Annotated in this window: 17 protein-coding genes; 11 read left to right on the top strand and 6 right to left on the bottom strand. The window is 63.8% G+C overall.

Annotated features, from left to right (window positions below; all coding sequences use genetic code 11):
* Positions 1 to 219, top strand: a 219-nt coding sequence (locus tag G8O29_RS18325; protein WP_207623970.1) for a hypothetical protein, incomplete at its 5' end; no start/stop codon positions are given.
* 19 nt (positions 220 to 238) lie between these two features.
* On the opposite strand, the gene G8O29_RS17485 is transcribed toward G8O29_RS18325, so the two are convergent.
* Together G8O29_RS17485 and G8O29_RS17490 are read right to left on the bottom strand one after the other, a co-directional pair.
* On the bottom strand, positions 239 to 574 hold the full coding sequence (locus G8O29_RS17485; protein WP_166404500.1) for a YnfA family protein: 336 nt from the start codon (positions 572 to 574) through the stop codon (positions 239 to 241).
* Positions 571 to 1,017, bottom strand: coding sequence for a MerR family transcriptional regulator (locus G8O29_RS17490; protein WP_166404501.1), 447 nt, complete (start codon positions 1,015 to 1,017; stop codon positions 571 to 573). Before G8O29_RS17490 ends, G8O29_RS17485 begins: the two co-directional genes overlap by 4 nt.
* A 93-nt stretch (positions 1,018 to 1,110) precedes the next feature.
* Between G8O29_RS17490 and G8O29_RS17495 the strand changes: the two genes are divergently transcribed.
* Genes G8O29_RS17495 through G8O29_RS17510 form a run of 4 tightly spaced genes read left to right on the top strand, consistent with a single transcriptional unit; the run spans position 1,111 to position 5,101 of the window.
* On the top strand, positions 1,111 to 3,381 hold the full coding sequence (locus G8O29_RS17495; protein WP_166404502.1) for a heavy metal translocating P-type ATPase: 2,271 nt from the start codon (positions 1,111 to 1,113) through the stop codon (positions 3,379 to 3,381).
* A 4-nt stretch (positions 3,382 to 3,385) separates the two neighbouring features.
* Entirely contained in the window at positions 3,386 to 4,021 is a 636-nt protein-coding gene (locus G8O29_RS17500; protein ID WP_242679175.1) for a methyltransferase family protein, read from the top strand.
* Positions 4,008 to 4,445, top strand: coding sequence for a disulfide bond formation protein B (locus tag G8O29_RS17505; protein ID WP_242679176.1), 438 nt, complete (start codon positions 4,008 to 4,010; stop codon positions 4,443 to 4,445). The genes G8O29_RS17500 and G8O29_RS17505 overlap by 14 nt, the downstream gene beginning before the upstream one ends.
* Positions 4,442 to 5,101 carry a DsbA family protein gene (locus G8O29_RS17510; RefSeq protein ID WP_166404504.1) on the top strand — a complete coding sequence of 220 codons (660 nt, stop codon included), beginning with the start codon at positions 4,442 to 4,444 and terminating at the stop codon, positions 5,099 to 5,101. Before G8O29_RS17505 ends, G8O29_RS17510 begins: the two co-directional genes overlap by 4 nt.
* A gap of 23 nt (positions 5,102 to 5,124) precedes the next feature.
* On the opposite strand, the gene mntR is transcribed toward G8O29_RS17510, so the two are convergent.
* Positions 5,125 to 5,583 carry a manganese-binding transcriptional regulator MntR gene (mntR, locus tag G8O29_RS17515; protein ID WP_166404505.1) on the bottom strand — a complete coding sequence of 153 codons (459 nt, stop codon included), beginning with the start codon at positions 5,581 to 5,583 and terminating at the stop codon, positions 5,125 to 5,127.
* 120 nt (positions 5,584 to 5,703) lie between these two features.
* Between mntR and G8O29_RS18655 the strand changes: the two genes are divergently transcribed.
* The 6 genes from G8O29_RS18655 (at position 5,704) to G8O29_RS17540 (ending at position 9,266) form a co-directional block, all read left to right on the top strand.
* Positions 5,704 to 6,504, top strand: a complete 801-nt coding sequence (locus G8O29_RS18655) for an Nramp family divalent metal transporter (protein ID WP_253073000.1) — start codon at positions 5,704 to 5,706, stop codon at positions 6,502 to 6,504.
* Complete coding sequence (locus G8O29_RS18660; RefSeq protein ID WP_253073001.1) at positions 6,504 to 6,950, top strand: Nramp family divalent metal transporter; 447 nt, start codon at positions 6,504 to 6,506, stop codon at positions 6,948 to 6,950. The genes G8O29_RS18655 and G8O29_RS18660 overlap by 1 nt, the downstream gene beginning before the upstream one ends.
* A gap of 172 nt (positions 6,951 to 7,122) precedes the next feature.
* Entirely contained in the window at positions 7,123 to 7,716 is a 594-nt protein-coding gene (locus G8O29_RS17525) for an SCO family protein (RefSeq protein ID WP_166404506.1), read from the top strand.
* Between the two features lie 19 nt (positions 7,717 to 7,735).
* Entirely contained in the window at positions 7,736 to 8,197 is a 462-nt protein-coding gene (locus tag G8O29_RS17530; protein WP_166404507.1) for a copper chaperone PCu(A)C, read from the top strand.
* Positions 8,176 to 8,778 (top strand): SCO family protein, encoded by a 603-nt coding sequence (locus G8O29_RS17535; RefSeq protein ID WP_166404508.1) that lies wholly within the window; start codon positions 8,176 to 8,178, stop codon positions 8,776 to 8,778. Before G8O29_RS17530 ends, G8O29_RS17535 begins: the two co-directional genes overlap by 22 nt.
* Before the next feature lie 17 nt (positions 8,779 to 8,795).
* Entirely contained in the window at positions 8,796 to 9,266 is a 471-nt protein-coding gene (locus G8O29_RS17540; protein ID WP_166404509.1) for a DUF411 domain-containing protein, read from the top strand.
* Positions 9,267 to 9,380: 114 nt separating this feature from the next.
* On the opposite strand, the gene G8O29_RS18755 is transcribed toward G8O29_RS17540, so the two are convergent.
* The 3 genes from G8O29_RS18755 to G8O29_RS17550 form a co-directional block, all read right to left on the bottom strand.
* Positions 9,381 to 9,503 (bottom strand): hypothetical protein, encoded by a 123-nt coding sequence (locus G8O29_RS18755; RefSeq protein WP_257724885.1) that lies wholly within the window; start codon positions 9,501 to 9,503, stop codon positions 9,381 to 9,383.
* Positions 9,504 to 9,542: 39 nt separating this feature from the next.
* Positions 9,543 to 9,917: a hypothetical protein gene (locus tag G8O29_RS17545; RefSeq protein ID WP_166404510.1), complete on the bottom strand. Its 375-nt coding sequence runs from the start codon at positions 9,915 to 9,917 to the stop codon at positions 9,543 to 9,545.
* 135 nt (positions 9,918 to 10,052) lie between these two features.
* Positions 10,053 to 11,984: a DUF2793 domain-containing protein gene (locus G8O29_RS17550; protein WP_166404511.1), complete on the bottom strand. Its 1,932-nt coding sequence runs from the start codon at positions 11,982 to 11,984 to the stop codon at positions 10,053 to 10,055.
* Between the last annotated feature and the right edge of the window lie 188 nt (positions 11,985 to 12,172).

The following is a 12,172-nucleotide window of genomic DNA, read 5'->3' on the forward strand; positions in this document are numbered from 1 at the left end:
CCTACAGCTTGTGCTTCGACACCACGAGTTTGGCACATCGCAATGCCGTCAGGGGAGAGCGGCATCCACCCCATCTCCGGCGCGCGCCGGCAACAGAAAAAAGGCGATCAAGGTATAATATTGTTTTTTTACAATATCTTATCGGACATCCGGCGTGTTCAAGATCTTTCCCTCATGATCGATCCGCTGCACCCGCACTGGCCCGACCGGGCGGCCTGACCGGCCCGAGGCCCCAAACTCAGGCGGCGCGCGGTGCAAAAAGGATGATCGCCGCCCCGATCAGGCAGACCGCAGCCCCGGTGACATCCCATCGATCCGGACGCTGCCCCTCGACAAACCAAAGCCACACCAAGGACGCCGCAATGTAGACGCCACCATAGGCAGCATAAGCCCGCCCGGCAGCATCCGTCGGCGCCAAGGTCAGCAGCCACGCGAAGGCCGCAAGCGAAACAAGGCCCAGAACCAACCACAGCGCCGAGGCCCCAAGCCGCATCCAGGACCAGACGGCAAAGCAACCGGCAATCTCGGCCAAGGCGGCAAGGGCATAAAGCGCCACGGTCGGGGCGGAACTCATCCAGCAACCTCGATCAGGTGTCCGGACGGGGCATGGTCCGCGCAACATTTCGCGTGGTCGCCCAAAACCTCGATCACGCGGCAATCGGCAATCACGCCCCCCGCACATTGGATCAGCATCCGCTCCAGTTCGGCCTTGAGCGCTGTCAGCCGTGCGATGCGCGCCTCGACCGCTGCAAGTTGCGCCGATGCGATGGCGTCGGCGGCGGCGCAGGACTGGTCCGGCCGGTCCGACAGGCTGAGCAAGTCGCGGATCGCATCAAGCGGAAAGCCCAGCTCACGCGCGTGGCGGATGAAGGTCAGCCGTTCTTGCGCCTTTCGGCCGTAGAGCCGTTGATTGCCTGCGCTGCGTTCGGCCTCGGGCAGCAGGCCGATCTCTTCGTAATAGCGGATCGTGGGCACTTTGACCCCCGATGCCTGGCTCAACTTTCCGATGGTCAGCATGAATGACTTCTTGCTCCTCTAGTTGCTAGAGAGATTAAACAGGGGCCGGATCAGATGCAATCGCCTCGGGTTTTAGGGGCGGTAAGGCTTGAAATGGCAGACAAAACCTTGGGCGAAACGCAGGAATGGGTTGTGACCGGGATGGATTGTGCCTCCTGCGCGGTCAAGATCCGCACGGCGGTTGAGCGTCTGCCGGGCGTTACGGATGTGAATGTGGCCGTCATGGCCGAAAAGCTGACGCTGCGGCTGGAACCCGGCACCACGCCGCGCGACAAGATCGAGGCGGCGGTGGTCAAGCTGGGATTTGGCATCGGTGCGACCAAGGCGGCCAAGGCCAAGGCCTTTGTGCTGCCGGGCGCAAAGGTCGAAGAACCCGCACACGACGACTATGCCCGGCACGATCACCCGGATGCCAAGGTTAACGTCATGATCACTGATGAGGGCCACGGCGCGCCCGGCCATCTGCATGACGATCCTGCCGACAAGGGCAAGGAATGGTTTCAAACCGGCAAGGGCCGTCTGGTGATCGGCACCGGGCTACTTCTTGCCGCCGCCTGGGCCGTGAAACTGCTGGCGTCGGAAGACATCGCAAACTGGGCCTTCATCGCCGCCTGTGTCATCGGCGTTGCCCCCGTCGCCCGGCGCGCCTTCGCCGCGTTGCAGGCGGGCATGCCCTTCACCATCGAGATGTTGATGACGATCGCCGCCGTCGGGGCCCTGTTCATTGGTGCTGCCGAAGAGGCGGCGCTGGTGGTGTTTCTGTTTGCTGTGGGCGAAGTCCTGGAAAGTGTGGCCGCCAACAAGGCGCGGTCATCCATCAAGGCGCTGGCCGATCTGGTGCCCAAATCGGCGCTGATCGAGGAGAACGGCAGGACGCGCGAGGTCGCCGCGAGCGAACTTCAGGTTGGGCAGATGATCTTTGCCCGTCCCGGCGACCGCATCGCCGCGGACGGCGAAATTGTCGAAGGCACCAGCGGCATTGACGAAAGCCCGGTGACCGGCGAGTCGATTCCCAAGACCAAGGTGCCGGGCGATCAGGTCTTTGCAGGCTCGATCAACGCCGAGGCCGCCCTTCGCATCCGCGTGACCAAAGCCGCCGAAGACAATACGATTTCCCGCATCATCAAGCTGGTGGAGGAGGCCGAATCCGCCCGCGCGCCCACCGAACGCTTCATTGACCGGTTCAGCCGCATCTACATGCCAATCATCGTCGGCCTGTCGCTGCTGGTGGCTCTGGTGCCGCCGATGGGCTTCGGGCAGGACTGGGACACTTGGATTTACCGCGCATTGGCCCTTTTGCTGATCGGTTGCCCCTGCGCGCTGGTGATCTCGGTCCCCGCCTCCATCGCCTCGGCCCTGTCTGCAGGCGCCCGGCGCGGGCTTCTGATGAAGGGCGGTGAGGTGATTGAGGCGGCGGCGCGCGTGACCCGCGTGGCCTTCGACAAGACCGGCACCCTCACCCACGGCAAACCCGCCGTCACTGACATCGTGACGCTGGGGTCCGCAACCGAAGCACAGGTGCTGGCAGTCGCCGCGGGCGTCGAAGGCGGGTCAAGCCACCCTCTGGCCTTGGCGATCCTGCGGCGAGCCGAGGCGGACAAGATCACAGCCTTGCCGTCGCGCGAGGCGAAAGCGATCGTCGGCAAAGGGGTCGAGGCGATTGTCGGGGATGCGAAGGCGTGGGTCGCCTCGCCGAAGTTTGCCATGGACGCGGGTGCCCTGGACGGCCTGGGGCTGCGCCGCGCCACGCAACTGGAGGATGAGGGCAAGACCGTTGTCGTGGTCTACCGCGAACGTCAGGGCCTTGGCCTGATCGCCCTGCGGGACGAGCCGCGCGCAGATGCCGCGGAAGCGGTGCGCCAGTTGCGCAAGCTGGGCATCACGCCCGTCGTGCTGACCGGCGACAACCCCCGCACCGCCGCCGCCATAGCGGGCGGCATGGGGTTGGCGTACCGGGCCGAGATGATGCCCGAGGACAAGCTTGAGGAAATCCGCAAGATGTCCGAGGCTGGCGGCGTGATGATGATCGGCGACGGGATCAATGATGCACCCGCGTTGAAGCAGGCGAGCATCGGCGTGGCGATGGGGTCTGGCACCGATGTGGCGCTGGAAACCGCCGACGCGGCAATCCTGCGTGACCGGGTGACGGACGTGCCAGGGCTGATCCGCCTGTCGCGGGCCGCCATGGCCAACATTCGCCAGAACGTGACGCTCGCCCTTGGGCTGAAGGCGGTGTTTCTGGTGACGACGGTGTTCGGCATGACAGACCTCTGGATCGCCATTCTGGCCGATACCGGGGCGACGGTACTCGTCACGCTGAACGCATTGCGATTGCTCCGGTTCAACCCCGAGCGTGAGGGCTGATCCGATGATGTCTGGTTTTGGCTGGGCCGCACTGGCCCTTCTATTCGGCTATCTCGCGCTGTTCTTCTGGGGCAGCTCCATTGCGGCACAGGCCGCAGGCAAACCTGTCTGGCTGTTCGCACGGGCCACCGGGCGTGACCGGCTGGCGGCCTTCGGGTTCCGGGCGGCGTTCACCTTCGCGGTTTTCGGTCCGCTGCTATGGCTGGCCCTGCCCATCTTGCACAAGGTCGATCCCTTCTGGACCGAGGGGAAAGCCCCGGTTCTTGGCATGATCGGCATCTTCATTGCGGGTCTTGGCGCGATGGTGGCCTTTGCCGCGCAGATGTCGATGGGCACATCCTGGCGGGTCGGTGTGGTCAGCGGTGCGACGGGCGATCTCTTCTCGGGTGGCCTTTATCGGTTCAGCCGAAACCCGACCTTTGTCGGGCAATGCGCCCTCTTGGCCGGGGTCGCTCTTGCGGTGCCGTCCGTCCCGACCATCCTTGCGCCGATCCTTTTCGTTTGGTCGGCCACCACGCAGGTCCGGTCGGAAGAGACCGCCCTTCGTCAGGCCTTGGGGTCTGGTTACGACCGCTATGCCGCCGCCGTCCCACGCTGGATCGGCCTGCGTCGAAAGGAGCCGGACCTTGACCGACCGTGACACCGGGCAACTGTCCCGCGACGATCTATTCCAAACGGTGGCATTTCTGATCGCGCTCACGGCAACGCTTGGTGCGCTGTTCATCGGTGAGGTTCTGGGACAGATGCCTTGCACCCTGTGCTGGTATCAGCGCATCGCGATGTTTCCGCTGGTGCCGATCCTTGGATTGTCGCTGTGGCGCGGGGACGGCATGGTGCGTCATTATGCCTTGCCGCTGGTCCTTGCAGGCTTGGCGCTGGCCGGCGGGCACTCCGGGCTCTATCTCGGGCTGATCCCGGAAGTGATAGCACCTTGCACAAAGGACGGCCCGTCCTGTTCCGGTCCTGCGCAGATCATTCTGGGTCTGCCCATCCCCTACCTGTCGCTGGCAGCCTTTGCCGCGATCCTTGTCTGTCTCATCTTGCCGAAAGGAACCCGCGCATGAACCGCCGCACTTTGTTCATCGGAGCTTCAACCCTCGGGCTTGCCACCTTCGGGGGCGGTGCCTTTTTCCTGAACCGCCAGCGACAGGCCGAAGCCGAAGCGGTCGCCGCAGCGACCCCGGCCGTGGACCCGGCACTTCTTGTCCGGCCCTACTCTCCAAGCTTTGGCCCGGCAGATGCGCCGGTCACGCTGGTTGAATTCTTCGACCCTTCCTGCGAGGCCTGCCGCGCTTACCATCCGGCCGTCGAAGAGATCCGACGCATGTTTCCGGATCAGGTCAGAATCGTGCTGCGTTATACGCTTTTCCACGAGGGCTCGGACGAAGCCGCCCGCATCCTTGAGGCTGCGCGGATGCAGAACAAGTTCGAACCGGTGCTTGACGCGCTCTTTGAGGAACAGCCTGGCTGGGCCGTACACGGATCGCCGGAAATGGACGTCGCATGGGAAATCGCCGCCAATGCGGGTCTGGCTGTGGAACGTGCCGAAACCGACAAGCTATTCCCGGGGATTACCGGCACCCTCAATCAGGACATGTCCGATGTCGAAGCCTTGGGTATCCGCCAGACGCCGACCTTCTTTCCGAACGGCAAGCGCCTGGAGAATTTCAGCGCTGAAAGCCTGATCGCCGATGTCCGGTTCGCGGTCGAGAACGCCTGACTTTGTGGTCTGGAACGGGGCGCTCAAGCCTTGCTGGCGAAAGCTGCAAACAGGGCGAGCGTCCGTTCGCTGACGTGATGTTCGATGCCCTCGGCGTCGTGCTCGGCCGTCTCGGCGTCCAGTCCCAGGCTGAGCAGGAAGCGCAGCACGATCTCGTGCCGACGGCGGCATTCACGGGCGAGAGCGCGGCCCTCGTCCGTCAGAAAGACCGATCGATACTTCGCGCGGCTGATCAGGCCCTCGCGGGCCAAACGGTCCAGTGCCTTTGTCACGGTGGGGGCGCGCACGCCAAGGCGCGCGGCGATGTCCACCGGGCGGGCTTCGCCATGGTCGTGGATCAGTTCCGCGATCAGTTCGACATAGTCCTCGGCCAGTTCGCGGCTGCGCGCGTCACGCACGCCCTGAAACGCCTCGGCGCGCAGGTCGGCGGGGCGGCCATCGGTCACGACAGGTGTCGCGGTTGCAAGATCACGCTGTGTCATCGGATCAGTGTCGCACATTGAGGATTGACAAGTAAAGTCGCGCCTCTGATAGTTAGCACTGTCTAACTTTATTCGCCAAGCCTTTGGTGCGGCCCCGGCGGCAACAGAAAGCACAGTCCCATGCCCGCAAGCGCCTGGCGTCAGGAACGTGAGACGCCGTCGCTGTCCGAGCTCTTTCGCAGCATCTCCGTCGGCAATCGCGGCACCAGCCGGTTCCGTCGGTTCCTCGCGTTCATCGGCCCCGGCTACCTCGTTGCCGTGGGCTACATGGACCCTGGCAATTGGGCGACATCGCTCGCGGGTGGGGCCGCGTTCGGCTACACGCTGCTGTTCGTAGCGCTGTTGTCGAACATCATGGCAATCCTGCTGCAATCGCTGTGCGCCCGGTTGGCGGTCGCCTCGGGGCGTGATCTGGCGCAAGCCTGCTGCGATGCGTTCCCGAAGTGGATGTCATTCCCGCTGTGGATTCTTGCCGAAGGGGCCATCATCGCCACCGATCTGGCCGAGGTGATCGGCACCGCCATCGGTCTGAACCTGCTGTTCGGCATCCCGCTGGAAATCGGCATCTTCATCACCGCCGCCGACGTGTTCCTGATCCTTTGGCTGCAGAACAAGGGTTTCCGTTGGATCGAAGCGTTGATCATCTCGCTCATGGCGCTGATTGCCGCCTGTTTTGTCGTGCTGATCGCTCAGGCCGACCCGGCCTGGGGTGAGGTCATCGCCGGGTTCGCACCCAGCCGCGAGATTTTCGGCAACCCGACAATGCTGTATCTGGCGCTTGGGATCATCGGAGCCACGGTGATGCCACATAATCTCTATCTCCATTCCGGCATCGTTCAGACCCGCGCGCCTTCGGCCTCGATCTTCCTGCCAAGCGCGAGGCGCTGCGTCTCGCAACATGGGACAGCACCATCGCCCTGATGTTCGCGCTGACGATCAACGCCTCGATCCTGATCCTGGCCGCTGCCGCGTTCTACACTGCGGGTCAGAATGATGTGGCCGAGATCGACAAGGCGCATCTGCTGCTGGAACCGTTGCTGGGGTCGTCCCTCGCGCCGATCCTTTTCGGTGTGGCGCTCTTGTGTGCGGGCCTCAATTCCACCGTCACCGCGACCATGGTCGGGCAGATCGTCATGGAAGGGTTCATCAACCTGCGCATCGCCCCTTGGGCGCGGCAGTTGATCACGCGGTGCCTTGCCATCGTGCCCGCCATCTTCGTGATCCTGATCTATGGCAGCGAAGGCGTCGGGCAGCTCTTGATCCTCAGTCAGGTCGTGCTGTCATTCCAACTGCCCTTTGCCATTGTGCCGCTGGTGATGTTCACCGCGAGCCGTGCCAAGATGGGGGAACTGGTAGCCCCCCGCTAGCTTACCGGCCTGTGTTGGCTGATCGCGGCGATCATCATCCTGCTGAACCTCAACCTGCTGTCGACCGTCCTGCTGAGCTGATCCCTCACCATTCTGTGAAACGGTGATGTCGCGCTTGAACCTCAAGTTACTGGAGGGTTTAGAGCCGCATGAATAGTGGAGTATGGGACGGATGCGTTTGACGGGACCGCAGAAAATCCTCTGGGCGGCGGCAGGTTTTGCCGCCCTTGCTTACGGGGCCTTGATGGTTTTCTCCGACCGTGCGCCGGTATCTGTGGCGCAAGCGGCCTTCCGGCCGACATTCACGCTACCGGACGCGGAAGGGCGGCTGCGCACCTTGTCTGATTTCGCGGGCAAGCATCTGCTAATGTTCTTTGGCTTCACCAACTGCCCCGATGTATGCCCGACGACATTGGCCGAAGTCGCGCAGGTCATGGACGACCTGGGTGAGGAGGCCGCAAACGTTCAGCCACTGTTTATTTCCATCGATCCCGAGCGCGACCGCAGGCTTGGTTTGGCGGCATTTACCGCAGCCTTCCACCCAACGATCCTGGGGCTTGCCGGGGACGCAGAGCAGACCCGCGCCGCTGCGGAGAGCTTCAAGATAAACTTCGAACGCGAGGAAGATGCCGCAGCGCCGGATGGCTATATGATGTCCCATAGTCCTGCGCTCTACCTGATCGGGCCGGACGGGGATTGGCTGCGCCAGTTTACCTACGGCACCCCCGCCGCCGACATTCTTGCCGACCTTCAGTCCAGATTGTGAGATTCCCTTGAATACTCTGATGCTCTCCACCCTTTTGACCCTGACGGCCCCTGCCGCCTTCGCCTGTGAAATCTTCACCGTCGGCGACCTGTCGGTCGAACATGCGTGGTCCCGCGCCACCATCGGTGCGGATCGGCCGGGCGTGTTCTATGTCGAAGTGACCAACGCCGGAACAACCGACGATGCGCTGATCGGGATTGCGACCCCTGCGGCAGGGATGCCGATGCTGCACGAAACCGTGGTGACGAATGGCATCGCTTCGATGCCGCATGCCATGTCCATTCCCGTGCCTGCCGGGCAGTCGGTCAAGCTTGCGCCGGGCGGCTATCACGGGATGCTGACGGGCCTGACCACTGCACTGAACGAAGGCGACAGTTTCCCCGTCACCCTGACCTTCGAGAAGGCGGGCGAGGTCACCGTCAACGTCGAGGTCTTGTCCCTGCGTGCGGAGGGGCCGGATTGCGAACACGCCGGGCAGTGATCCTTGGACTGGGCGGCACGGCGGGGGCACTTGCGTTCACCCTCGGCCTTGGCTGGTGGAAAAGCCGCAACAGCGCGCAACCAGGTGCCGGTCTGTTGCCGCTGCCCGTCGCCGACATGTCATTCAACCTGTCCAACCATCGCGGCAACCCGGTGCAGCCCGCCGACTGGATCGGACGACCGACGATGGTGTTCTTCGGCTTTACCTGGTGCCCCGACGTGTGCCCGACCACGCTGTCCGACATCTCGGATTGGCTGGCCGATCTCGGGCCTGAGGCTGACCGGTTGAACGTGGCGCTGATTTCCGTCGATCCCGAACGCGATACGCCCACCGTTCTGGCCGAGTATCTGTCGAACTTCGATCGTCGCATCGTCGGGCTGACAGGTCAGCTGCCCGAGGTTGAGAAGGCCGCAGCCGGTTTTCGGGCTAAATTCGAGAAACTGCCTCGAGACGGCGACTACACGATGAACCACACGGCGGGGGTTTTTCTGTTTCATGCCGATGGCCGCTTCGCTTCGATCATCGACTTCCACGAAGACCGCCGGTTCGCCCTTCCCAAGATCCGCCGCATCCTGACCTGAGCACCTGGAGTTTTCACATGCCGCATCTGAACCGCCGAAGCTTAGTCCTCTCCACCGTGTCTCTTGGCGTTGCCGCGGCCTTTCCGCTGCAGGCGCAAACCCTGCCGCCGATCCACGTCGCCAAAGGCACCGGTTGCGAATGCTGCACGGCATGGGTGGACCACCTGCGCGCCGAAGGCTTCACGGTGACCGAGGAAGAACTCTACGGCAGGCTGCTGATCAACTACAAACTCGACAACGGCATTCCGCAACGCATGACGTCCTGCCACACTGGCAAGATCGAGGGTTACATGATCGAGGGCCATGTGCCCGCCGCCGATATTCGTCGCCTGCTGAGGGAGCGCCCGGATGCCATCGGCCTTGCGGTGCCCGGCATGCCCTATGCATCACCGGGAATGGGGGATGAAACCGACCGCGAGGATTATGAGGTTTTCCTGATCGCGCGCGACGGGACGACGTCGGTTTTAACGTCCTATCCCGCAGCCTGACGTCCGATCCTCTCGGCGATACCACGCGGTCCTTTGGCGATCATCCTGGGGTATTCAATTCGTGAAAACGCCAGCCCGAAGGCTGGCGTTCCCATTGTTGTGGTCAAGTGCAGATCAGAAACAGCACTCGAACATCGCAGCGCAACAGGCCATCAGATCGCCGCAGCAATCCGAGGCCGCAAACGCGGCGCCGCCAAAGGCGAGCAGGACTGCCGCAGCAGCCAGTGTGGTTTTCATCATTGGTCTCCTTGATGAGATTGAAATAGGGACGCCGTCTCAAGCAAGGGATCGGGGGGGTGGCACATCCGGCTCGGTCAGGATGCCAGAAAAACTCACGACCGGCGGGACGGGCACAACTGAAACTTGGCCGATGACGACTGGCGCAGCATCGACGCTGTATTGAAACGGGACACCGCAGGCCAGAACGCAGACGGCTTCTTGGGTTTCCATGTCCATGCCCGCCATGGCGCAGTCGGTCTGACCCGTCGGGCAATAGTCGGAACTCAGCATCACCAGTCCGAGGCCGACCATAACAACGCAGGCCCGCAGGGTGCGGGCGAACAAATTCAAAAACTTGAAAACAAGGCCAGCACTCATGGTTACAGATTGCTTGGCAGCGCTTTCGAAGCAAATCACAAACTGAGCAGTCAAGGAACAGCCGATCAAAATCTCACGATTGGTCGCAGATCCCGGGCAACTTCCCATGCACGCGGAGGGCTTCGACGCATGGAAGCTCCGTTGCGACGTGCCAGAATGGCTGCAAACCGGCAACGATGCAGCTCACGCTCAATAATCCGTCTCCACGTAGACCCCCGAACAATCATAAGCGACTGCTGCCGCCGTCGCGCCTGTGTTGAGGAAGAGGCGGGGTGACAGGAACTGCGTCGCGGCGGGCAGGTCGGCGGTGATCTCCTGTTCGAAGATCGCGCCTGAAACCTCGTCCACCACCCGCACCCAGACGGAACTGCTGTTCGGCGGCGCGGCGATGAACAGGGTCAGCACGCCGCCCGTCGCGATGGCAAAGCTCGCGCCCATGTCGGTCAGGGTCGGCGCCCCCGGCGCCCCGGTGCCGTCATTCGCGACCAATTGCCAGCGGGTGTGGGTGCCGCGCTGGAAGCCGATGCCGATGCAGTTGATGGCTGCCGCCAGCGTGAGGGTGGTGGCCAGCGCCGCCGTCGATCCGTAGAGGCCGAAGAACGCCATCCCGGTCGCCTGCAGTGTCGTGAGCGAAATCCGCGTCACGAAGGTCCAGCCGCCGAGGCCTGCGGCATTGCCGCGCCAGCAGGCCCAGCCTGCGGAGCGCTGGTCGGCCACCGAGTCCACGACGGCAGCCGAGGTCAGACGCCAGCGGCGCATGCTGGCAGCAAGGTTCGTTGCGGCGAGCGTCGGGTGCGATACCGTGCCGACCGAGGTGATCGGCAGGCCTTCGGTGGTGATCGTCGTGCCGGTCGAGGGCGACCAGTTGGCGATGCGGTTCACCCCGAAGTGCGGCTGGAGCGGGAAGTCCCGACCCGAGGGACGCATGACGTCGATCCACGGCGCGCCTGCACGGTTGCGGGCATAGACTGAAGCCTTGCCTGCGGGTGGCGGGGGCGGTGCAGCGCTCAGACCCGGCAACACTGTCGGCTGCGGCAGTTCCACCTGGCCGTTCGTGCGGTCGATCCTGATCGCGTCGAAGAAGGCCGAGCCGTCGGGGCTGACCTTGAAGCTGAAATCATCGTTGCCGAGGAGGCCGATCAGCGCGCGGGCAGAAAAGCCGGTCTTGAAGGCAAAGGCCGCATCATTCGCCGGGGCCGCCTTGTTGACTGTGGCTTCGATCCCCGCCCCTGCGTTGTTCAGGAGAACGGCAGGCGTGTTCATCGAAAACCGATTGTAGCTGTCAGCGGTCGCCCCACCGAGGCCCAAGAGCTGCGCAGTCAGATTCGCCTGTGGCATGCCGATCTGCGTCACGGCATTGGCGAAGGTGACAGTCGGCGTGTTGATGATGGTCGTGCCACCCGAACCATCCGTGGCCGAGCCGATGTTGACGACCGTTGTTGATCCGGACGCGCCGCCGGTGCCGATGTTCACGGTCTTGGTGGTGCCATTGGTCGTGGCCCCGGTGCCCATCCCGTAGGACGCCGCCGTCGTCGCCGTGCCGATCGATGCGCTCGCTGCGGAAACCGTGACGGTTCCGGATGCTGTCAGCGTCCCTGAAAACGTCTTGTTCCCGGTGAAGGTCTGGGTGCCCGCGAGGATCGCCACCTCCGATGAGGTGTTGGGCAGTGTGAAGCTGCGGGTAGTGCCTGCGCTGATCCCCGCCAGCGAGAAGGTCGCCTTCTTCGTCGGATCGGCATCGTTGACGAGGCTGAAGACGGCGTCCGAGACGTCGCGCGGCTCGCCCACGACCTCCCAGGCGCTGCCGGTCCAGACGAGGAACAGCCCCTCGGCCGCCACCCAGACCAGCCAGCCGGTACGCGGCACAAGCCGGATCCATGCGCCGTCGACCCAGAAGGCGATGTTCAGATCCCACCCAGCCCAGAGGCCGGTCGCACCGGAGGCGACGAGGTGGCGGTTGCCATCGATGGGGCTGGCCGGCGGCGCGGTGCGCGTCCGGTCGAGGACCGAGAGCTGGACCATGGCGTCGAGCAGGCGCAGCGCCTCGTTGTGCGTGACATGCTTCTGCGCCTGCGCCGCCAGGAGATAGGGCAGGCCCAGATGGGTCGTGGTGTCGGACATGGGAAATCCCGTCAGAACTGGAGGGTCACGGTCGCGGGCGTGCCGCGGCCGAGGCGGTTCGAGAGCTGGAAGATGCGGAGCGCCAGCGTCTGGCCGGGCCCGAGCGGCGCGCCCCAGTCGGCGGCCTGCTGCGCGGCGGTATAGAGGACGGAGGTCGTGCTGCTCTTCAGCGTCCGCTTGATGGCTGC

The sequence above is a fragment of the Rhodobacter calidifons genome, assembly GCF_011174775.1.
Lineage (GTDB): Bacteria > Pseudomonadota > Alphaproteobacteria > Rhodobacterales > Rhodobacteraceae > Tabrizicola > Tabrizicola calidifons.